Annotated in this window: 16 protein-coding genes and 1 pseudogene; 7 read left to right on the forward strand and 10 right to left on the reverse strand. The window is 65.4% G+C overall.

Going from position 1 to position 20,734, the window contains the following annotated elements; all coding sequences use genetic code 11:
- Nucleotides 1-7 precede the first annotated feature (7 nt).
- Together ARTH_RS18225 and ARTH_RS18230 are read left to right on the forward strand one after the other, a co-directional pair.
- Nucleotides 8-1,234 (forward strand): amidohydrolase, encoded by a 1,227-nt coding sequence (locus ARTH_RS18225; protein WP_011693418.1) that lies wholly within the window; start codon nucleotides 8-10, stop codon nucleotides 1,232-1,234.
- Nucleotides 1,231-2,604: a DUF3100 domain-containing protein gene (locus ARTH_RS18230; RefSeq protein ID WP_011693419.1), complete on the forward strand. Its 1,374-nt coding sequence runs from the start codon at nucleotides 1,231-1,233 to the stop codon at nucleotides 2,602-2,604. Before ARTH_RS18225 ends, ARTH_RS18230 begins: the two co-directional genes overlap by 4 nt.
- Before the next feature lie 96 nt (nucleotides 2,605-2,700).
- Here ARTH_RS18230 and ARTH_RS18235 read toward each other — a convergent pair whose 3' ends face one another.
- The 4 genes from ARTH_RS18235 to ARTH_RS18250 all read right to left on the reverse strand — a co-directional run bounded on the left by ARTH_RS18235 (nucleotide 2,701) and on the right by ARTH_RS18250 (nucleotide 7,504).
- Nucleotides 2,701-3,369, reverse strand: coding sequence for a GntR family transcriptional regulator (locus tag ARTH_RS18235; protein ID WP_011693420.1), 669 nt, complete (start codon nucleotides 3,367-3,369; stop codon nucleotides 2,701-2,703).
- 44 nt (nucleotides 3,370-3,413) lie between these two features.
- Nucleotides 3,414-4,400, reverse strand: a complete 987-nt coding sequence (locus ARTH_RS18240; protein ID WP_011693421.1) for an ornithine cyclodeaminase family protein — start codon at nucleotides 4,398-4,400, stop codon at nucleotides 3,414-3,416.
- 87 nt (nucleotides 4,401-4,487) lie between these two features.
- Complete coding sequence (locus ARTH_RS18245; RefSeq protein WP_011693422.1) at nucleotides 4,488-5,825, reverse strand: amidohydrolase family protein; 1,338 nt, start codon at nucleotides 5,823-5,825, stop codon at nucleotides 4,488-4,490.
- A 191-nt stretch (nucleotides 5,826-6,016) separates the two neighbouring features.
- A complete protein-coding gene (locus ARTH_RS18250) occupies nucleotides 6,017-7,504 on the reverse strand; it encodes an amidohydrolase family protein (protein WP_011693423.1) in 1,488 nt (495 codons plus the stop codon).
- A 165-nt stretch (nucleotides 7,505-7,669) separates the two neighbouring features.
- On the opposite strand from ARTH_RS18250, the gene ARTH_RS18255 reads away from it, so the two are divergent.
- The 3 genes from ARTH_RS18255 to ARTH_RS18265 all read left to right on the forward strand — a co-directional run bounded on the left by ARTH_RS18255 (nucleotide 7,670) and on the right by ARTH_RS18265 (nucleotide 11,204).
- Nucleotides 7,670-9,127 (forward strand): DUF3100 domain-containing protein, encoded by a 1,458-nt coding sequence (locus ARTH_RS18255; RefSeq protein ID WP_156810706.1) that lies wholly within the window; start codon nucleotides 7,670-7,672, stop codon nucleotides 9,125-9,127.
- Nucleotides 9,128-9,216: 89 nt separating this feature from the next.
- The gene (locus tag ARTH_RS18260) at nucleotides 9,217-10,449 is read left to right on the forward strand and encodes an amidohydrolase family protein (protein ID WP_011693425.1); all 1,233 of its coding nucleotides are present in this window, start codon (nucleotides 9,217-9,219) and stop codon (nucleotides 10,447-10,449) included.
- A 230-nt stretch (nucleotides 10,450-10,679) separates the two neighbouring features.
- Nucleotides 10,680-11,204, forward strand: coding sequence for a flavodoxin domain-containing protein (locus tag ARTH_RS18265; protein WP_011693426.1), 525 nt, complete (start codon nucleotides 10,680-10,682; stop codon nucleotides 11,202-11,204).
- 71 nt (nucleotides 11,205-11,275) lie between these two features.
- On the opposite strand, the gene ARTH_RS18270 is transcribed toward ARTH_RS18265, so the two are convergent.
- The 4 genes from ARTH_RS18270 to ARTH_RS18285 all read right to left on the reverse strand — a co-directional run bounded on the left by ARTH_RS18270 (nucleotide 11,276) and on the right by ARTH_RS18285 (nucleotide 16,670).
- Nucleotides 11,276-12,169 (reverse strand): NAD(P)-dependent oxidoreductase, encoded by an 894-nt coding sequence (locus tag ARTH_RS18270; protein WP_232223550.1) that lies wholly within the window; start codon nucleotides 12,167-12,169, stop codon nucleotides 11,276-11,278.
- Between the two features lie 19 nt (nucleotides 12,170-12,188).
- Nucleotides 12,189-14,108 carry a TRAP transporter large permease gene (locus ARTH_RS18275; protein WP_043431088.1) on the reverse strand — a complete coding sequence of 640 codons (1,920 nt, stop codon included), beginning with the start codon at nucleotides 14,106-14,108 and terminating at the stop codon, nucleotides 12,189-12,191.
- Nucleotides 14,109-14,192: 84 nt separating this feature from the next.
- A complete protein-coding gene (locus ARTH_RS18280; RefSeq protein WP_011693429.1) occupies nucleotides 14,193-15,224 on the reverse strand; it encodes a DctP family TRAP transporter solute-binding subunit in 1,032 nt (343 codons plus the stop codon).
- A 93-nt stretch (nucleotides 15,225-15,317) separates the two neighbouring features.
- Nucleotides 15,318-16,670, reverse strand: coding sequence for an NAD(P)H-dependent oxidoreductase (locus ARTH_RS18285; RefSeq protein ID WP_011693430.1), 1,353 nt, complete (start codon nucleotides 16,668-16,670; stop codon nucleotides 15,318-15,320).
- A gap of 247 nt (nucleotides 16,671-16,917) precedes the next feature.
- Here ARTH_RS18285 and ARTH_RS18290 point away from each other — a divergent pair, with 247 nt between their 5' ends.
- Together ARTH_RS18290 and ARTH_RS18295 are read left to right on the forward strand one after the other, a co-directional pair.
- Nucleotides 16,918-17,952 (forward strand): LacI family DNA-binding transcriptional regulator, encoded by a 1,035-nt coding sequence (locus ARTH_RS18290; protein ID WP_043430062.1) that lies wholly within the window; start codon nucleotides 16,918-16,920, stop codon nucleotides 17,950-17,952.
- Nucleotides 17,953-17,961: 9 nt separating this feature from the next.
- Nucleotides 17,962-18,273 (forward strand): putative quinol monooxygenase, encoded by a 312-nt coding sequence (locus ARTH_RS18295; protein WP_011693432.1) that lies wholly within the window; start codon nucleotides 17,962-17,964, stop codon nucleotides 18,271-18,273.
- Nucleotides 18,274-18,359: 86 nt separating this feature from the next.
- On the opposite strand, the gene ARTH_RS18300 is transcribed toward ARTH_RS18295, so the two are convergent.
- Nucleotides 18,360-19,136 (reverse strand): hypothetical protein, encoded by a 777-nt coding sequence (locus ARTH_RS18300; protein WP_156810707.1) that lies wholly within the window; start codon nucleotides 19,134-19,136, stop codon nucleotides 18,360-18,362.
- A gap of 137 nt (nucleotides 19,137-19,273) precedes the next feature.
- A pseudogene (locus ARTH_RS18305) lies at nucleotides 19,274-20,724 on the reverse strand (DUF222 domain-containing protein).
- Nucleotides 20,725-20,734 lie beyond the last annotated feature (10 nt).

The raw sequence follows: 20,734 nt of genomic DNA on the forward strand, positions 1-20,734 counted from the left end.
GATACTGATGGAACTGACAGACTCAAGCCCCGCCCTGGCGGCGCTCCGCACGGCCCTTGCCGCCGGCGTCGAAAACTGGAAGCCCCGCGTCCAGGCCATGGCGCGGGAAATCCATGCCGCGAAGGAGGTCTCCTTCGAGGAGGTCCGTTCCGCCGAGGCGGCGGCGGCACTGCTGGCCGAAGGCGGCTTCGAGGTTGAACGCGGCACCGGCGGGCTGCCCACAGCGTTCACCGCGAGCGCGGGCAGCGGCGAACTGACCGTGGCGCTGTGCGTGGAATACGATGCGCTCCCGGACATCGGGCACGCCTGCGGGCACAACCTGATCGCGGGCGCATCGGTGGCCGCCGCACTGGCCCTGCAACCGCACGTGGACCAGCTGGGCATCACGCTGAAGGCCATCGGAACGCCCGCCGAGGAGCATGGCGGCGGCAAGGTGCTCATGCTGGAGCAGGGAGCGTTCGACGGCGTGGGGCTGGCTTTGATGGTCCATCCCGTCCAGGACGGGCTGACCTACAACCCGGCCGGCACCAGTGCGCAGGCCGTGGGCCGGTACAAGGCGACGTTCACCGGCAAGGCCGCCCACGCGGCAGCGGCCCCGCACCTGGGCGTAAACGCCGCGGACGCGGCCGTGCTGAGCCAGGTGGCCATTGGGCTGCTCCGCCAGCAGATCCCCTCGGACCACCGCATCGCCTGCTTCGTTGAGGAAGCCGGACACGTCACCAACATCATTCCGGAGCGGGCCGTGGTCCAGTTTGAATGCCGGGCCTTCACCCTGCCGGAATACGACGCGCTGCACCAGCGCGTTCGCCGCTGTTTCGAAGGAGCCGCGATGGCCACCGGAACAACGCTGGCCATCGAGGAGGCGGAACCCCTCTACGAGCCCCTCCTCCAGGACGATGCCCTGGCTGCGCACTGGACCGATGCGATGGAGGTGTTCGGCAAGGACATCTCGCGTTCGTCAGGCCTCAGCGGCGGCTCCACCGACATGGGCAACATCTCCCAGGTCATCCCGTCCCTGCATCCGTGGCTGAGCATTCCGGGTGCTGACGTTCCCATTCACTCGCATGCGTTCGCCGCGCTGGCCGACTCCCCGGAGGCGTACGGGGTGATGTTTGAAGCAGCCACCGCGCTGGCCTGGACGGTCGCCGCAGCAGCCTCAACCCCCGCACAAAGAGAACGCTTCATCAAAGCGGCATACCGCCGTCGTACTTTCACCCAGGAAGGCACATCATGAGCACCACCAAAACAGCGCGGATAGACAAGGCCGGCACCAAGCTGACCATCCCCATTGCCGCCCTGGCCCTTGTGATCGCCGTCGCGGTCCAGTTCATCGGCCAGGCCAAGATCGACGTCGGAATTGGCGCCATCATCATCTTCCCCATGGTGTGGGGCCTCATCGTGGGCCTGCTCGTCTCCATCCAGAAATTCAAGCCGCTCGGCCTTGACCTCCAGCGCGTTGCGGCTGCCCTCGTGGGCGTCGCCGTGCTGCTGCTGGTGGCCCGGCTGGCCTTCAATATCGGACCCAGCCTTCCCAGCCTCATCAAGGCCGGGCCGGCGCTGCTCCTCCAGGAGGTCGGCCACCTGCTGGGCACCATCGTGCTGGCACTCCCCCTGGCAGTGCTGCTCCGGATGGGCAAGGCAACCGTGGGTGCCACGTTCTCCCTGGACCGGGAACCGTCGTTCGCCATGGTCTCGGAAAAGTACGGACCGGATTCGGACCAGTACCGCGGCGTGCTGGCCATGTATGTTTTCGGCACCCTGTTCGGGGCCGTGTTCATCACGCTCCTCACCTCACTGGTGGCCAACTGGAAGATCTTCGATCCGCTGGCCCTGGCCATGGGCGCCGGCGTAGGTTCCGGCTCCATGATGGCGGCCTCCGCGGCCAGCATCGTCGCCGCCTACCCGGCCGATCAGGAAGCCATCCTGGGCATGGCCGCCGTGTCCAACCTGATCACCACCGTCCTGGGCGTCTACGTCGGCATCTACATTGCGCTGCCGCTGGCCGACCGCTTCTACAAGGCCCTCACCCGGAAGCAGACAGCACGCGAAGCTGCCGCCGTAACAGCAGGCGCCACCGCCGAGCGCAGCGCCGCCGACATCGACCGTGAAGAAGCACAGGCCGAGGAAAACCGCCTGTTCCGCGAGCGCGTCGCCGAATCCTCGGCAGCCATCAAACTCCCGCTGTGGCTGTCCCTGTCGGTGCTGACGGTGCTCGGCATCGCCACGGCTTCGGTGGCGGCCAAGGGTTTCAGCCTGACGATTGTGGCCGGCTACGCCATCATGCTCGCCCTCGTGCTGGTCAGCATCGCCCTGGCGAAGGTCACCCGGAAGATCTCGGCGATCGTTTTCATCACCACCATCGGCGCCTACATCTCCAGCCCGTGGTTCTTCGGGGCAGGGGCGCTCAATGCCGCCGTCAAGACCGTGGACTTCCTGTCCATCGCCACGGTCATGCTGACGCTGGCGGGCCTGTCGCTGGGCAAGGACATCCCGCTGCTGAAGAACATCGGCTGGAAGATCATCCCGGTGGGCCTGGTGGCCATCACGGCGTCCTTCCTGCTTTCCACCGTGATCGCGGAGTTCGCCCTGGGGCTCTGGCACTAGGACCCCCGGCTTTCGGAACAAACAGAAAGGACGACGGCAGGACATCCCGCCGTCGTCCTTTCTGTTTGGTCAGCCTGTCCGGTCAGCTCTGTTCGGTCAGTTTTCGGGCAGGCGCCCGGCCAGTCCTTGGAGTGACGGCTCGCGGCCCAGCTCCACATGCGCGTAGGCCAGCGCCGCCGCCAGCTCCGCCTTGCCGTCATAGATGGCCTTGCACAGGCTCAGGTGCTCAGCGCACTGCACCTGGGGATCACGGTGCCCGGTCAAGGTGAAGAGCCACTGCATCCGGCCCAGCAGCGGCTTCATGGAGTACTCCAGCAGCGAGTTGCCTCCCATCGCCACAATCTCTGCGTGCAGGGCCGTGTTGCTGAGCGGGATCTGCGCGTGATCGTGGCGCATGGTTGCTTCTTCCGCCTGGTCCATCATGTGCTGCAACCGCGACGAGGACTGGCCCCTTGCCGCGGCCTGGGCGGCGAGGCGTGCGGCGAGGACCTCCAGGCTGAGCCGCACGTCAAAGAGTTCGTTCACGTCGCGCAGGGTGATCTGCTTGACGGTGGCACCACGCCGGGGGGACGTATCAATAAAGCCTTCGGCTTCGAGCTGCTGGAGGGCTTCCCTGACGGGTACGCGGGAAACGGCCAGGGTCTGGGACAGCTCACGTTCCCGCAGCCGGGAGCCCGGCGCGAAGTCGCCTGAAATGATCAGTTCCCGGATCCGCGCCCGGGCCGTGTCCGAGGAGGACGCGGGGGATTCCGCTTGGACCGTCATACATACCTCCCGTTATTGCTCCGGCGTCGTGCTTCCGCAGCCTCTCAGTTATTCAACGCCACGCGGGTGCCAACCCCCTTGCTGAGCGCAGCGTCGTACAGGAGCCGCCCGATGGCAAGGTCCTGCAGACCGATACCTACCGAATTGAACAAGGTTACGTCCTCAGCACTGACGCGGCCCGGTCGTGTCCCGGCCGCCACGTCACCAAGTTCGGCTTCCACGTCCTCAAAGCCCATCACACCCTCGGCCACCGGGATGATGAGCCCGCCGGATTTTGCTTTGGCCGTGGCCAGGCTGTCCACGAAAACCCTCGCCCTCACCATGCCCGCGGAATCTATCTCCCGGTGGTCCGCGCGGGGACGGGATCCGACAGCGTTCACGTGCAGCCCGGGCTTGAACCACTCGCCTTTTACCAGGGGCTCAACGGCCGGTGTGAGGGTGCACAGCACGTCGGCGGCCTCCACCACTTCCCGGACGCTGGCAGCCCGCGTGATGTTCAGGCCGTGATGGGATATTTCGGCGCAGAAGGCGGCGACGGTGTCCGCGGAACGGGACCACACCACCACGTTTTCGATCGGGAGGACGGAAAGCATGGCTTCCACATGCGCCACCGCCAGGGCACCTGCCCCGACCAGCCCCAGCGTGGTGCTGCCTGGCCTGGCGAGCAGCTTCGTCGCCACGGCGCTGGCGGCGGCAGTCCGGACCCGTGTGGGCACTTTGCCGTCCAGGATCGCCAGGGTCTCACCGGTCAGCTGGGAGACGAGCATGATCGTGGACCGCTGGGTGGGCAGGCTGGACTCCCGGTTCGCAGGGATGTCCGCCAGCAGTTTCACTGATGCCAGTTCTTCGGCGCTGGACAGCGCTGCCATCGGCAGGAACCTCGCGTCAGACGAGGGCAGGAGGAGGGAATCCGGCGCCGGCTGAACGGCGGTGCCCCGGCTGAGGCCGGCAAAAACGCGTTCGACGGCGGCAATCGTCGCGGGCATATCGGCCAGGGCCTGGAGCTCGGAGGCCTTAAGAATCAGGGTCATGGGTGGCTTTCTCAAATGGGCGCGGCTAAACGCTCGGGCAGGGTAAGGCGGGCGGGGACAGCGTCGCCGCTATCCCCTGTCCCTCGATCAGAGGTCGTTCCGGACAAGGACCCCCTGTGCCACCACAGCCCGGATTTCTTCCAGGGCCGAAGCGCTGCTCAACGGATCGGAGTCCACAATGACGGCGTCGGCGAAGGAACCGCGCATCAGTCGGCCCGCGCTCTCACCCCAGCCGAGCAAGGCGGCGGCGTTCACCGTCGCTGCCCTGAGCGCTTCCAGCGGAGACAGCCCTGCCTCGGCAAGAAGACGGACTTCCGTGCCAATCGGGGTTACGTCGGATCCGAAAGAGTCCGTCCCGGCAACGATGGTCACACCGGCTTCATGGGCAGCTTTGACGGCGGCTTTGATGATGGGCGTGTATTCCTTGCCGCGGGCGGCGAGGATGGGATTGGGCGAGCCCGCCATCCCTGTGATGGCATCCATGGTTGGCGTGAAGTAGGTCCCTCGGCGGGCCATCCGGGAAATGGTCTCCTCGGTGACGAAGACGCCGTGCTCGATGCTCCGAACACCGGCCCGGACTGCGCCGTCGATCCCTTCCGCGCTGTAGGCGTGGCACAGCACTCCTGCTTTTCCTGCGGCCGTGACCACGGCAGAGAGCTGATCGTAGGTGTAGACGAGTTCGCGGGGGTCCTGTTCCGGCAGCCCCGCCCGGGGGTTGGCCCGGGTTTTGATCACCTGGGCGCCGCGTTTCAGGTTGGTGCGGGTGAGGTAGGCAAGGTCCGATGGTTCGGCGACTCCCCCGGACAAGGAGGCGAGTGGTGCAAGGTCCGGGTCTGCAAGGAGCGAGTCCCCGAGTTCGGGTGAAATGAACAGCCCGGCCGGGCTCATCCGGGGCGAGGCGCCGGCGGCCCAGGCGGGCAGGGCAGCAAGGGCGACGTCCTGGTAGAAGCTGCTCGACCCGCTCCTGACGCTGGTCGCGCCGCCCTGCAGGATGGCCCGTGCATCGGCCAGTGCGTTGGCATGGACGTGCACGTCGATGAGGCCGGGGAGGACAAAGCGGCCGGCGGCATTCACGATGCGGGCGCGCCCGGCAAGTGCGGCCACGGCACGCCGTGTTTCCTCCCGGCTGCCGACGGCGGTGACCTTACCGCCTTCCAGGACAAGGACCCCGTCTGGCACGGCGTCGCCTGTCATGGGGTCCACTATGGTGCCGCCCTCGATGATCATGGGCTGCGGTGAAGCGGGCCGGCCGGGGTAGCCGGGACCGGATGCGTTGCCCTCCGCTTTCGCGGCCGGGGCACCTCCCAGCTGAGCGGCAAGGCTTGCCACTGAGATTCCGGCGAGGGCGGCCGCCCCGGCGAGGATGCCGCGGCGCGGAACCGCAGCGGGGGGCACAGCGGCAGGGGTGTGATCATGCAGGCACATTGTTTTCTCCAATGGAATGGGCCGCTCCGCAACACTGCGGGAGCCGATGTCAGCAGGTCAAAGTCATGGTTCCGGTAAGGGGGCGGAGGAGCTTTCCCAGGATGCGCCGGCAGCCCTCGCATGTATCCACCATACCGCCTTTGGTATACCAAGCCAATAGTGGGCGGCATGGTAGTCCGTAGCTCCCGTCGCTACGGGACAACAACCGGACGGCCAATTTCGGCGTGCGGATAGGTGGGCGGAAACAGCTCATCGGAAGCACGGCGCCGGACGTCCCGCTCCGAGTAGGCAGCCCGCATCGCCTCGAACAGCCCCTGACCCCCGGCCCGCAGCGCGTCCAGGTCAACGCCGGGCAGGGCACCGTCCACCACCACGGGGCGGCCGGCCACAAAAGTATCCGTAACCTGCCGCGCCGTGCCGTTGAGCACCAGGGTGCGAAGCGGATCCTCGACGACGCCGTCGCCGAAGTGGCCCAGGGAGAACACCGTGATGTCGGCCTGCATGCCGGGCGCCAGCCTCCCGAGGTCTTTCCGGCCAAGAGCTCGCGCGCCGCCGAGGGTCGCGGCGTCAAAGTAGTCGGCCAGGGTCCCGGCGTCGGCCCTCCCCTCAACCATCCGGGTCAGGTGCATGCCCACGTCCATGCCCCGCACCAGGTCCGGCGGGAAAGAGTCGGTACCCAGGCACATATTGATTCCGGCCTCGCGGAAACGGTCGAACGAATCGAGCTGCTTCTGGTAGCGGAACGAGGTCAGCGGGCAGTGGACAATGCTGACGCCGTGCCGGGCCAGCACGTCCAGCGGACCTCCGGGAGCCGACGCGGCAGGGTCCTTGCCGCTAATCACCACCCCGTGCGGAATGAGAAGGCGGGTGCCGAACAGGCCGGTGGATTCGAGCAGTTCCAGGACGCCGCGTCCGGCTGAACGCTGCAGCAGCTCGTCCTCGAGGGGCGACTGGAGGCAGTGGAGCCGGACAATCGCGTCCCGATCGCGGGCGATCCTCGCCGTCTCCCGCATGAGGTTTTCGGACAGCGTCTCAATGCGGCACGGCAGCAATACGCCGGTGACGAGGGGGTCATTTAGCCCGGCGGCATGGTCGAGGAAACGCTCAGCGTCGCTCAGGCCGGCAACCCCCCGGGCTTCGTCAAAGTGGACCTCGCGGCTGCCTGCTGCAGTGGTGACGTGGACCCCGGAACGGTAGGCGGGGCCGAGGTAGCCCCGCAGGCCGATCCGTCGGCTGGTCTCTGCCATGTCCACGAGCTCGTCGAAGCCTTCGGCCCAGGAACTGTGGATCTCGGAGGCGATGGGCATGTAGGTGGTAATGCCGTGCAGGGCGAGCTGGGCAAGGGCGAATTCGCGGATGGTGGCGCGTTCCGACGGCGTGAACACGTCCCGGCGGCGGCTGGCGAAGTAGTCGTCCGACCACAGGTGGCCGGCGGCGACGTCAGGCGAGGGCCACGAGTCCAGGATGAGGTGGTCGATGTCGGCGAGGGCATCCAGGTCGATCAGTCCAGGCATCACCAGGCTCTGGCCAAAGTCGCGTTCCTCATCAACCGGGCCCTCATAGTTGCGACCCACGAAGATGATGGAATCTCCTTCGAAGACGACTTCGCCGTCGGAGATGAGCGTGTGCCGGGTTCCGTCGAACCCCAGAACGAACCGGGCCGAGATCTTCGTGTACAAGGTGCCTCCTTGGGGCAGCGGCCGGGGATTACCGGCGTTTGAAAAATGTGACTTGCCTCTCAATGGGTACGAGTATACAGTCACTTGGTATACCAAAGCTTGATTCCGCAAGTGCGAGACGTCTTTGTTCTGATCCCCCAACTCCTCCTTGGAAAGGCCTGCGCCATGCCCAACGAAACGAAGACCACAGGCGGCCCGGTACCCGCCTTAGTGGACGCGCCGCCCTCCCGTTCCTTCCGTGCCCGGCCCGCCCTGTGGCTCGGGATGATCGCGCTCTCCACAGCGGTCTGTGCCGTGGCCATCACGATCGGCACCCACAAGTTGCAGCTCGGTCCGGCCGCCATCGTCCTGATGCCCATCCTGTGGACCGTGCTCATTGGCGGATTCCTCGGCGTCCAGAAGTGGAAGCCGATCGGAGGGCGTGCACGTGCGGTGTCCACGCACCTGATGGACGTATCCATCGTTTTCTTCCTGGCAGGCCTCGGGACCCAGATTGGCCCGTCGCTGACGAAGTTCACCGACATTGGCCCCGCGATACTCCTCCAGGAGGTCGGGCACGTGGTCGGCACCGTGATCCTGGCCCTGCCGGTGGCAGTTGCCCTTGGATTGGGCCGTACTGCAATCGGCGCCACCTGGTCGATCGACCGCGAGTCCTACCTCGCCTTCGCCATCCAGCGATTCGGCGTCCGTTCCCCCGAGTACCGCGGTGTTTTCGCAGTGTGGGTGCTGGGCAGTGTGTTTGGCGCCGTGTTCATCTCCCTGCTCGCCGGTCTTCTCGGCGGACTGGACTTCTTCGATCCCCGCGCCCTGGCGCTGGGCCTGGGACTGGGTTCCGCTTCCATGATGCTCGGGGGCGTCGGAGCCCTGTCCATCCTCTACCCCGAGATGGCCGGGGAGATCATGGCCCTCGCTGCGCTTTCCAACCTCGTGACCAACATCGTCGGCTTCTACGCCGGCGTCTTTATCGCGCTGCCGATGTGCCAGAAGCTCTACAAGATGTGGTCCCGCATCTTCGGACGGGACGACCTCGGCCGCCGTGTCCGCCACAGTGTTCCCAGTGGCGCGACAGTCGGAGCCCGAGCAGGCCGCACAGGCGCTGCGCTCCCGGGCGGGGCATTGACCGACTCCGATGACGCGTCTGGCACGGACACCGTGGACGTCAACGGAATCGAAGAGGATCCCACAGTTGTCCGGACACCCAGGACGTGGCTCATCGCATTCGCCGCGACCGGAGTGGCCGGTTTCTTCCTGAACACCCTTGGCACCGGTTCAGCGCAGCCGTTGGACGTGGTCGGCATCCTCATCCTGCTGGCTCTCACTGCCATCGCGCTGGTGCTCGCGAAGCTCGTCCCGGTTGTGCCGTCCAGCATCTGGGTGCTGGCCCTGGCCACGATTGCCTCCGCGACGTTCCTGCCCATCGGGCCCTTCGTCGCCTCCGCCACGCAGCACATCAGCGTCCTCTTCGCAGGCCTGCCCATGATCGCCCTGATCGGCATGTCACTGGGCCGCGACGTGAAGGCCCTGCGCTCACTGAGCTGGAAGATCATTATCGTCGCCCTGATGACGTTCACGGCGAGCTTCGTCGCCGCGGCAGCGATTGCACAGGTTGCCTTCCACTTCTAGTCCATGGTGCGGTAGGGAAGGCGCCGGTGCCACTGTACCGGCGCCTTCCCCGCCGTCGTGGTCACCAGCCCATCCGAAAGGAATGAATCATGCTCATCACTAACGTCCGCCCCTGGGGCGGGGACAACGTAGACCTCGAGGTTCACGAGGGGCGTATTGCAGCCGTTCATCCCGCGGGGACCGGCGACGTGTCAGCTGACGCCGCCGGCGGCACGATCGACGGACGCGGCCGCATCGCCTTCCCCGCTTTCACGGACGTGCACGTCCACCTCGACTCGACCCGGATAGGACTGCCGTTTCGGGAGCACACCGCCTCTCCCGGGGTGTGGAACATGATGTGCAACGACCGGGAAAACTGGCGTGACACGCCCATCCCGTACGCGGATGTGGTGGCAGGAACGCTGGAACGGATGATTGCGCGGGGCACCACACGCGTCCGTTCCTATGCGCAGATCGATGTGGACTGCAAGCTTGAGCGCTTCGAAGCAGTCCTGGCGGCGAAGGAGCGCTTCGCCCACGCGGCCGAGGTAGAAGTCATGGCTTTCCCCCAGGCGGGCCTCCTCCTCGAGGACGGCACTGTGCCGCTCCTTGAGGAGGCCCTCCGTGCGGGGGCGACCACCATCGGCGGCATTGATCCCTGCCAGCTGGACCGCGACCCGGCCCGCCATCTGGACATCGTCTTCGAGCTGGCCGAGAAGTACGGGGTGGACGTGGATATTCACCTGCACGAGCCCGGCCATCTGGGGGTCTTCAGTGCGGAACTCATCTTCGAACGCACCCGCGCACTGGGCATGCAGGGACGCGTCTCGCTTTCCCACGCCTACGATCTGGCCAACGTCCACCCCGATGTGACCGCCCGGATCGTGGAGCAGATGGCCGAGCTGGACGTCGCCTGGGCGACCGTGGCCCCGGCAAGTGGAGGCGCCCAGTTCGACCTGGCCCGGATGACGGAGGCCGGGATCCGCGTTGGTCTGGGCGAGGATGGTCAACGGGATTACTGGAGTCCGTATGGCAATTGCGACATGCTCGACCGCACCTGGCAGCTGGCCTTCACGCACCGGCTGCGCAAGGACCGTCTCATCGAGCACTGCGCGGCGATCGCCACGGTCGGAGGCGCGTCCATCATGGACCGCACCGTCCCGCGGCTCACCAGCCCCGACGACCGGCCGGGCCTGACCCCAGGCGACCGGGCCGACGTCGTCCTGGTAGACGGCGAAACCGTCACCAGCACCGTCATGGACCGCGGCACCGACCGCACCGTCATACACGACGGCAGGCTCGTCGCCGACGGGCTGGCTGTTCTTCCACGCGCAGCCGGGTAATAAACACCGGCCCCATTCGTCATCATCGGTGACCAACACGAAACGAACCGGCGGCAGCCCCGGAGTCCGCCGCCCGGGCCGCGGCCAGCGGTGAAAAGCCGGCTCCCGTTCCGGGTCGTTCGACCCTACGGCTGCATCCCCGGGCGTGCTCAGACTGGTGTGAGAAGGTCCGTGGATCATTCAGGCGATGCCCTCTTCGCGCGCGGGCCGTCAGCACAAGGAGGCCAATCATGGCCAAGATCTACCTTCCCTACGGGACTACCGAGGGGCAGACTGCCAAGATCGCCGAGTACATCGCGGACGTGGTGCGGGCACACGGCCACAGCGCGGACCCGGCGGACATCAAGCAGGCCGGGGACACGATCCCGGACGGGTACGACGCCGTGATCGTTGGCGCGTCGGTCCACCTGGGAAAGCACGAAGACTACGTCCGGGACTTCGTGCGGAAGAACGGTGATGTCCTGACGCGCCTCCCGTCCGCGCTCTTTTCTGTCAGCCTGGCTGCCCACGGGGACGCCGAGAACGCGGAGAGCTACGTCGAGAAATTCGAGCATGAAACGGGCTGGCGGCCTGCTCGGGTGGGACTCTTCGGCGGGGCGCTGCTCTACACGCAGTACGGGTTCCTCAAGCGGCACATGATGAAGAAGATCGCCAGCGACAAAGGCAGCCTGGATACCGACACATCGCAGGATTACGTCTACACCGAGTGGGATGGTGTCAGGCGGTTCGCAGAGGACTTCCTCGGCAGCTTGTGAGCTGATCCCCCGTTCCCGGCGACGCCACTCCCTCGTAGGCGCGCCGTTGCGTTTGTTCCCCTGTCTGGAGGCTAAGACAGTAAGGTCCGGTAGATGCCGGTATGGTCCATGTCACCGTCGCCGGCCGCGATCATCTCTTCGAACGAACTCTGCAGGCACGCAGCCAACGGAAGGTTTATCCCGTGTGCCGCGGCAATCTCGGCTATGAAGTTGAGGTCTTTGAGCTGGTTCTTCGCAGAACCGCCACCCTCGAAGTCCTGGTCGATCCAGCGGTGTCCCTTTTGCCTTAGGACCTCTGAGTTGGCAAGGCCGCCTGCCAGAGTGGTTTGCACCTTCTCAAGGTCCAATGCGGCAGTGCTTGCGAGGGCCATCGCTTCGGCCAGGGCGTTTACCGTGGCGGCGACGACGATCTGGTTGCACGCCTTCACCGTTGACCCCGCGCCGGTTTTGCCGAAATGAACGGCTGTTGAGCTGTATAGCCCGAAGAGCGGGGTCAGGCGCTCCACGGCCTCGGCCGGTCCGCCAACCATGATGCTCAGCCGGCCCTCTTCAGCACCGATGGTTCCGCCACTGAGGGGTGCGTCCACGACGGTCAGTCCCCAGTTGCGCAGGCAGTCGTCGGCGAACTCCGCGACCGCCACCGGTGACACCGTCCCGTGAATCACCAAGACCGGATGCTCGATGCCGGCGGCCTTCCATCCTGCCAGCAGGCCGTCCTCGCCGGGAAGTAGCGCCGCAACCTGGGGGAGGTCGGGCAATACAGTCAGCACGACTTCGCTTGCGGCCGCGGCCGGGGTGGCTACGACGGTCCCTCCCCCGATCGCGCGGGCCTTTTCCGCTGTGCGGTTCCAGAGAGTAAGCGGAACGTGGCCGGCGAGGATGTTCCGGGCGATCGGGGCCCCCATGGGCCCCGTGCCGATGAGGGCCACGGAGCCGCGGAAGCCGGGCATTTCCTTCTCACTCATTGCGGGTGTTGTCATTCGCTTAGAAGGGGATCAGTCCGGCGAGGGCGGGAAGGAATGTGCTGAACCACGGGACTGCGGCAAGAACGAGGAGCCCGAGGAACACGGCGATGAGGTAGGGCCAGAAGTGCTTGAGGCTCTTCTCGACAGTTTCGTGGGCGGTTGCGCAGGCGACGTAGAAGCCGACGCCGGCTGGCGGTGCGAATGAGCCGATACCCATGGAGATGATCAGTACCATCGCGTACTGCACGGGGTTGACGCCGAAGTCGACGGCGATCGGCAGGAGCAGGGGCGCGAAGATCAGTACCGCGGGGAGGCCTTCAAGGAGCTGGCCCATGATGATCAGCAGGACGATGGTGAACAGCATAAAGAGCAGTGGTGAGTCGCCGAGCCCTGACATGAGGTCGTGGATCTGCTGGGAGACACCTGCAAGCGCGAGGGTCTGGGCCAGCGGCGACGCCGCCGCGATGATGAACAACACCATTCCCGCCGTCGTCGTGGTTTCCCGCAGCGTGTCACCCAGCAGCCGCTTGCTGCCGCGCCGGTAAGCGGCGGCGAGGATGAAGGCGTAGGCGACGGCCACGGACGACACTTCAGTGGGTGTGGCAAAGCCGCTGAGGATTCCCACCACCATGCCCACAGGAAGCAGAAGAGTCGGAATTGCGAAGAAGGTTGCCGATCCGCGTTCACGCCAGCTGGATTTGGGGCTGGCGACGCCGCCCTGTTTGCGGGCGCGGAAGAAGACGAGCGCCATGACACAGAGGGCCAGGAAGGCGGCGGGAACGAAGCCGGCCAGGAACAGCGTGGTGGTGGAGATGGTGGTGATGGATCCAAGGATCAGGAGCACGATGCTCGGCGGGATGGTTTCGCCCATAATGGCCGAGGCCGACAGGACGGCGACGACTTCTCCACGGGGGTACTTTCGTTCTTCGAGCATGCCGCGCATCGTGGTGCCCACTGCTGCGACGTCGGCCACCTTGGAGCCGGAGATGCCGGAGAAGATGTACATGGTCACGACGACCACCTGGAGCAGGCCACCGCGCAGGTGCCCGATCAGGGCATCGACTAGCTTGGCCAGCGGAAGGGTCAGGCCGGCGGAGTTCATTACCGTGCCGGCAAGGATAAAGAACGGGATCGCCAGAAGGACGAAGCCCTTAGCCCCGGAAGCCATTCCGATGGGGATGGCGCTGACCTCGGAAATGCCACCCAGGTAAAGGTAGATCCCGGATGCCAGGGCAAGGACGAATGCGATGGGCAGGCCCAGGAACAGCAGCATGAACAAAAGCAGGAGGACGACGCCGAGCAGGACGTTGGGGGTGGCGTAGTAGAAGAGCGGCTGGGCCACAAGGACGAGAACAATCAGTCCGGCGGCGATTCCCGCAGCAATGAGTGCCGGCCGGCGGTCCTGGCGCCACAGTTTGAGGAGGGCGAACCAGGCGATCAGCACCATGCCGACGGAGAAGGGCAGTGAGACCCAGAAAACGGGCAGCTGCAGGATCGGGGTCTTTTCCTCGATCTGCTGGACAAGGGTGGGAACGAACAGCGCAAATGCGCCTGCGCTCATGATGAACACCAGCCAGTCGACCAGGGCGGCCAGGTAAGGCTTCCAAGTGGCGGGGAGGCGCATGATGAGGGCCTGGACGGACATGTGCGCGCCCTTGGGGTACGCGATGGCGCCGCCGATGAAAGCGATGGTCAGCAGCGCGATCTCGGAGACTTCCTGGGTCCAGAGCACGGAATCGCCGGTGACCACCCTCACCATGATGTTCAGCAGGATCACGACGAGCTCCGCGAGGATGGCAGCGCCCACAACCCATTCAAGCGTTTTGTCTAGCCACAGGGCACCGCTCCAACGCGGGGGTACATGGCCGTGGTGGAGTATCTCTTCCGCGTCCGAGGGGAGGACCTCCTCGAGTTCCTCGGGCGTAGTGATGTTTTTCATGGGCTTCCAGACTGTCGACATTGAGAGTGGGACTTTTCCTTGCGGGTGGCCCGGGGAGCGTTCGGCTCCCCGGGCCGGCGGGGGCTACTTGGTGGTGGTGAAAGCGATGGCCTGGTCGAAGAAGTCCTTGCCGATCAGCTGGGAGAAGGTCGGGTAAAGGCTCTTGGAAGCCGCTTTGAATTCCTCCAGACCGGAGGCGCTGAGCTCGTTGGATTTCATGCCCTTGGCGGTGAGTTCCTCGAGCTGCTTCTTGGACTGCTCGGCGTCGTAACCGGTCTTAAAGGTGGCGGTTTCCTCAGAGGCGTCCGTGAGGGCCTTCTTCTGCTCATCGGTGAGGGTGTCCCACTTCTTCGAGGAGAGGGCGAGTACCCAGGCGTCGTTGATGTGGTTGGTCATCGAAATGTACTTCTGGACTTCTGAGAACTTGTTCGTCCACGGCACCTCGATCGGGTTTTCCTGGCCGTTGATCGTTCCGGTCTGCAGACCGGTGAAGACCTCAGAGAATGCCATGGTGGTGGGGCTGGCGCCGAGCTTGCTGAAGTAGTCGGTCCACAACGGGTTGCCTGGAACCCGGATCTTAAGTCCCTTCAGATCCGAGGGCTGTTCGATGGGGCGAACGGAGTTCGTAATTTCCCGGCCGGTCCGGGTGAGGAAGGAAAGCGCGACCGTGTCTTTGGCGGCAAGCTTTTCCTTCAGCGCCTGGCCCGGCTTTCCTGCCAGGAACGCCGCTTCCTCGGTGGTGTCTTTGAAGAGGAACGGAATGCTGATGGCGTTCATTTCAGGTACGACGGCTGCGTAGACGGACGTCGACAGGATAAGTGCATCGAGGGAACCGCCCTGCAGGCGTGTCACAGCCGCGTTCTGGTCTCCACTGAAGCTCGTTCCGTTGGGGACTACGGTGACAGTCACGGACCCGTTGGACGTCTTCTTGACCTGGTCGGCGAAATGCTGGGCCGAGACACCAACGGAGGACGTGAGCGGATCGGGGATGGAGAGCTGGATCTTGGCCACCGGCGCTCCAGTCCCGCCGGAGGCCCCTGAGGCACATCCGGCGAGGACTGAGGCGGCGAGGGTGCATGCCAGCATTCCGGTGAGGGCGCGGGTCTTGGATTTCATGTGATGCCTTTCTTCATTGGAAGGAGTCTTGTTCCGGAGGCGTGAACGTCATCGGCCGAAGTTCATTGCCGCGCCCGGTTTGGTGCGGGAGGGTCAGGCGTTGAGGGCGAATTCCGCGACGAGCGCTTCGGTTTCCCGGCGAACCTCCAGGGCCTGGGACAGGGAGTCGTCCATGATGACGTCGTCCCAGCCCACGATCCCGCCCTTGGCCACGTCGTTCCGCAGTTCCACGTGGTGGGCCAACGCAACCGGGAGGGCGCCGGTTGCGACGGAGTGCTTGGCCGAAACCAGCTGACCCCAGACCGTGTACCCGCCTTCGCCGTCGAGGAATTCGCCGGCTTTGAGGTTCTTCTTTGCTGTCGCAACAACGTCGCCGAAGAACCCGATCGGCGAACCTGTGGAGATCCCGCGGAGAGCTGCGTTGGCGATGGACATATTCAATTCGAGGCCCACGTAGTGGTAGGGGCGGTAGAGCGCGGCGTACTGGCCGGTGGGGTCCGGGTGCCACGGGTACTCAGTGAAGCAGCCGGAAACGTAGGCGTTGGTGGCCTTGACCACGACGAACACGCCCTCCTGGGTGTTGTGCGGGATCCACGTGCCGTCACGCTTGACGCTGGACATGACGTCAACGGTTCCTTCGTGGGCGAGGACTCCCCCGGCGTCGGCCGGACGGCAGATTGTGGCGATCTCTTCAACGTCCCCCGGCGTAAACGTAAGCCCGGTGTCGGAAGGCACGAGTCCGGCGCCGTTGGCTACGGCGGCCATCTCGATGGAGGCCTTTGTGCCGTCACGGAAGGAGGTGTGCATATTCGGGTTCAGCTGCCCGGAATCGGTGAGTTCCTTGGAGAACTCCCAGTTCTCCCAGACGTTGTCGGGATTCATCTCGTGATAGTGCTCAAGGAACTTTGCGCCCTTGCCGGCACAGACAACATCGAAGCCGCTGGTGCGTGCCCAGTCGACAAGTTCCATGATGAGGGCCGGCTGGTCACCGTAAGCCATCGAATAGACCACACCGGCGGCTTCTGCGCGCCTGGCAAGGGCCGGACCCGCCAGGGCGTCGGCCTCCACCGTGACCATGATGATGTGCTTCTTCGTCTCGATGGCACGCAGTGCATGCTTCACTCCGACGATGGGGTTGCCCGTCGCTTCGACAATGACGTCGATATCTACATCAAAGAGCTCGTCCGCGTTGGCCACGATGGTCGTGGAGCGGTCCCTGAGGGCGGTAGCGATGTCCGGCGCGATCTGGTTCTTGGGCCAACCCACAAGCTCGAATGCCCCTTCGGCGCGCTTGACGTTGATGTCGGCGATAGCGACGACATGGATTCCCGGGATGTTGTTTGCCTGAGCCAGGTACATGGTGCCGTAGCGGCCGGCTCCGATGAGTCCGACTCGGATCGGACGGCCATCCTGCTCGCGGTCGCTAAGAAGCTTGTGGAGGTTCATGGGGATCTCTCTGATTGGCGTTCCGCGTCGAGAAGGGCCTCCACCGGAGGGGCGGAGCAACTTCTCCGTCGCAAACTGGAATTTTAGGACCGGAGTGGAACCGGTTCCACTTTTGTACCAGTCGGTGATAGGCTGTGTCAACAGTCACACCGGAACGCAAACGAAGGTTTCTCAGGGAGCATCCCAGGGCTAATGAACAGCTCGTGGTGATCGCATGCCGGGCCAGGAGCCTCACCGAGGAGGAGAAGTGAAGAAGGCGCCAACAATTCGCGATGTCGCGTCGGCGGCCGGAGTTTCAGTCTCGGTGGTGTCCCGGGTACTGAACCCTGACTCAGGCCCGGTCGCGCCGGCCAAGCGCGAAACGGTGTTGCGGGTCATTGACGAACTCGGGTACCGGCCCCGTGCCGCCGCCCGTGAACTCAGCGTCGGCCATACCCCCACAATTGGCCTGGTGGTGGCAGACCTGGCCAACCCCTTTTTTGCGCAGCTGGCCGACCGCGTCGTCTGGGAGGCCCGCAGCCACGGCGTGCAGGTGATGGTGATGACCACCCAGGAAGACCCCCACCTTGAAGCCGACAGCCTGGACACACTCCTTGACCGCTCAGTCGGAGGAGTCATTGCCACGCCCACCGGAGCAAACATTGAGAAGTGGGCACGCCTCCAGTCCCTGGGTGTGAATGTGGTCTTCGTCGACCGCACCATTCCGGAACTCGAAGACGTGGACCTGGTGAGCATCGAAAACGTAGATTCGGCCCGACGCGCCACCGAACACATGCTCGGCCTCGGACACAGGCGTATTGGCCTCATTACCGGGCCCGTCAGCACCTCGACGGGGCGGTCCAGGATCGAGGGCTACAAAGCCGCGCACAACAACTTTTCGATCAGCGTGGACCCCCAGCTCATCCGGGATGTAGCGTTCCGGGGAGACGGCGGGGGTGACGCCGTCGGGTCTCTTCTGGCCCTGCCGGACCGCCCCACGGCGCTCATTGTGGCCAACACCGCCCAGGTTCTGAGCTCCGTCCGGCGCCTTGTCCAGATCGGCGTGCGGATACCTGACGATCTGTCGGTCATTGTCTTTGACGACAACCCCTGGACAGAACTGACCAACCCGCCGTTGAGCGTGATCCGTCAGCCGATCGACATGCTCGCGGTGCACTCGTTGGAGCTGGTTCTGGGCAGGATGCAGGGACGGCTCCCTGCGGCTCCCCGCACGATTGAAGTTAAGGCCGACTTTGTCCCACGCAGCAGTTGCTCACCTCTCGCCCTCTCCCCTATCAGCTAAGGAAATTTCATGACTGTCATTGTCACCGCAGAATTCACTCCCAAAGAGGGCGCCTACGACCAGGTGGTCGCCGCGCTCTCCCCCGCCATTGCAGAGGTGCACGAAGAACCCGGCTGCCTGCTGTACGCCATCCATGAATCGCCGACCGGCCAGATCATGATGATTGAAAAGTGGGAAAGCGCCGAGCTGCTCGATGCCCACGGCGCCGGCGATGCCGTCAAACGGCTCAACGCCTCGCTCGAGGGTCTTCTGGAGAAACCGGTGGATGTCACGCGACTGGTGCCGATCCCCGCCGGGACTCCCCACCAGGGCGAACTCTAAGCAGTACCCGATACGGGCAGCGGACGACGGCGGGACTTCCCGCCGTCGTCCGTTTGCGTTTGATCTGGGGAATGTCCCCCCGCCGGCTATTCCGGCAGGCGGCCGACGTCGCTGACGGGTCCCTTACGGCGCCGCCGCAGCTGTTGACCCGGCACCGACGGCGGGCCTGCCAACGGGAGGTCTTCCCGCCGTCGTCCGGCCAGCTCGCTAAACCGGTCGACAGCCTGCTGGGCCGCCGCCTGCAAGTCCGGAACCAGGGTAGCGGCCCGGGCATAGGTGCCAACTGCGGTTAGGGCTTCGGTTAGCAGCCGGAGGGGAATCTCCCCGGATGCGCCACCGCCCTGCATCAGTACGGCCCCGCGATCAGCCGCCAGCGTGTCAGCCATGGTGCCCACGGTGATGCGCTGCCACACGTCAGGGATGCTCTCCACGCTCACCAGACTTTCGCGCAGCGGCCATGTTGCGATGAATCGGGCAAGCCACGCCTTGTGCCGCTTTTTGTGCCGCCATTCCTGCCAATGCGGGTAGAAGCTGAAGACGATTGCGAACGGCGCGATGATTCCCAGCAACACAAGCGCCCAGTCCGCTTCCCCTTGGTAGGGCCCGTCTGCCGCGTCGCTGTAGACGGACCACATCACGCCGGCGGCGATGCACGACAGAATCCACGTGACGCCCAAGACATCCCGGATGCGTTTCTGTGATCTGGTGGCGTACTGGACGGGGGCCGGTTCGGAGACGATGAGAGCTTCAGCCGCAGTGAGCCCGGTGTTCAGCAGTTTGGATGTCCCGGCATCCTGCAAACCCGACGGGTGCGGCACTTCCAGGTACACCGGCGGTAGTCCCTGCGTTTCCTGGGCAGGCACAGCAGTTCCCTCGTCCACGTCTCCCCCAATAAGGCCGTCCGGCTAGGACTCTTGAGTATAAGGTCCGTTCCTGGCTGCCCTCGGCATTCGCCACCGGTGGTTGACTGGGCAGCGGGCAGGACCGTGCACGGGTGATCCTATGCCGCGATGAATTGTGCCCAGTCAGGGAAGGGGTCGGCGGGTAATGGTGGCCCGGTCTCTCCGGGACCGGTGGCGCCGGTGCTTCCCTCCGCGCCGGCGGGTAGGTCCGGCCAGTGTGGTGGTTCCCATTCCGGTACCCACTCCGGGTCGTCGTCCTCCACCGCGGGGTTTTCGCCCGCGGGCTCCGCGCCGGCGGGTAGGTCGGGCCAGTGTGGTGGTTCCCAGTCCTGTTGTTCGCTGGGGTAGGAGCGTCCTGCGGGTGAGATCCAGCGCGGTGGCTGGTCCCGGGTGGCGTCGACCGGCGTCCATGCTGTGGTGTGTTTGAGCCGGTGGTGCTTCGGGCATGGCTGGCCCAGGTTGGTGATGTCGGTGCCGCCACCTGCGGACCAGGCCAGCAGGTGGTCCGCTTCGTTATCCAGGGAGTGGTTGTTGCAGCCGGGAAACGGGCACCGGCCGTCCCGAAGCCGCAGCCATTGGCGCATCGCTTTCGGAACCGGGTAGCTGCTGCGTCCGATCTCCAGCGGCGCCCCGCTGCGCGGGTCGGTCAGCACACGCAGGAACGATCCGGCGCCCTCGCCGAGAAGCCGGCGGGCCATGGACGGCGGAACAGGACCATACCCGTCCAGGGTGGCCGGTTCCGTCCCCGCGCCCAGCAGCGACAGCACCGGGACGGTCACCAACACCTGCGCCTTCGGCGACGGAACACCTTCGGCAATGCCTGCGATGAGCCAGTCAGCGGCGACGTCCGCGCGGAGCTGGGTCAGGGTCCGGGATTCGGCCGGGCCCTGCAGGAGAGCCAGGCCATGCCGTCCCGGTCCGGGACAAACTCCAGCCGGCGGTCCGTCACGGCCTTGCGGTGGCGTGCTTCGAGGCTGACCGGATGGTGCCGCTCACGCCAGCTGCGGGCTTTGGCCCGGAACCTGCCCGGCACCAGCTGCCCGGCCGGGCAGCCCCGCGCAGCAAAGGGAGCTTCGGGGTCCAGGAAATGAGCCTCCAGGGCAGCAGCCGCGACCGGGTCCAGGCCGGATGTTTCATCACAGATGATGCGCGCGTGCTGCCACGAAATGCCCCCAGCCCGCAGCGCGGACAGCGTCAGCGGCAACCGGGTGGTCAGGATGACTGAGTCCGCCAGGAACGCCGCTGCCGATCTTTCACTCACCGTCAGGACACAGGCCACCTCCGCCGTGACCGCCATCTCTTGGGCGGTGCGCTCCTGCGGGGAAACGGCCGGGACCGCCAAGGCCGCGGCAGCGCGGACGTACCCTGCGGCGAAGTGCACCTTCACCGCGGCCAGCATGGCCTCCAGGCCACCCACCCCGGCCAGGCCGTCCAGGCACGCGTCCGCCTCGTCCCGCAAAGGATCAGCACCAGACGAGGCCAGGTTCCCGGCGCCGTTCCCGGCCCCGCGGCCGGCACACGCAGCCAAGGCAGAAAGGGAGGCCGCCATGCCCTCCAAC

Origin of the sequence: Arthrobacter sp. FB24, from assembly GCF_000196235.1 — a bacterium.
In the GTDB taxonomy this organism is placed as follows: domain Bacteria; phylum Actinomycetota; class Actinomycetes; order Actinomycetales; family Micrococcaceae; genus Arthrobacter.

Bases quoted from the DNA above. Each gene is read 5' to 3' on its own strand.
- ARTH_RS18275 (WP_043431088.1), bottom strand. From the start codon at position 14,108: ATGAAAAACATCACTACGCCCGAGGAACTCGAGGAGGTCCTCCCCTCG.
- ARTH_RS18245 (WP_011693422.1), bottom strand. From the start codon at position 5,825: ATGTGCCTGCATGATCACACCCCTGCCGCTGTGCCCCCCGCTGCGGTT.
- ARTH_RS18285 (WP_011693430.1), bottom strand. From the start codon at position 16,670: ATGAACCTCCACAAGCTTCTTAGCGACCGCGAGCAGGATGGCCGTCCG.
- ARTH_RS18280 (WP_011693429.1), bottom strand. From the start codon at position 15,224: ATGAAATCCAAGACCCGCGCCCTCACCGGAATGCTGGCATGCACCCTC.
- ARTH_RS18270 (WP_232223550.1), bottom strand. From the start codon at position 12,169: ATGAGTGAGAAGGAAATGCCCGGCTTCCGCGGCTCCGTGGCCCTCATC.
- ARTH_RS18295 (WP_011693432.1), top strand. From the start codon at position 17,962: ATGACTGTCATTGTCACCGCAGAATTCACTCCCAAAGAGGGCGCCTAC.
- ARTH_RS18265 (WP_011693426.1), top strand. From the start codon at position 10,680: ATGGCCAAGATCTACCTTCCCTACGGGACTACCGAGGGGCAGACTGCC.
- ARTH_RS18225 (WP_011693418.1), top strand. From the start codon at position 8: ATGGAACTGACAGACTCAAGCCCCGCCCTGGCGGCGCTCCGCACGGCC.
- ARTH_RS18260 (WP_011693425.1), top strand. From the start codon at position 9,217: ATGCTCATCACTAACGTCCGCCCCTGGGGCGGGGACAACGTAGACCTC.
- ARTH_RS18255 (WP_156810706.1), top strand. From the start codon at position 7,670: ATGCCCAACGAAACGAAGACCACAGGCGGCCCGGTACCCGCCTTAGTG.
- ARTH_RS18240 (WP_011693421.1), bottom strand. From the start codon at position 4,400: ATGACCCTGATTCTTAAGGCCTCCGAGCTCCAGGCCCTGGCCGATATG.
- ARTH_RS18235 (WP_011693420.1), bottom strand. From the start codon at position 3,369: ATGACGGTCCAAGCGGAATCCCCCGCGTCCTCCTCGGACACGGCCCGG.
- ARTH_RS18230 (WP_011693419.1), top strand. From the start codon at position 1,231: ATGAGCACCACCAAAACAGCGCGGATAGACAAGGCCGGCACCAAGCTG.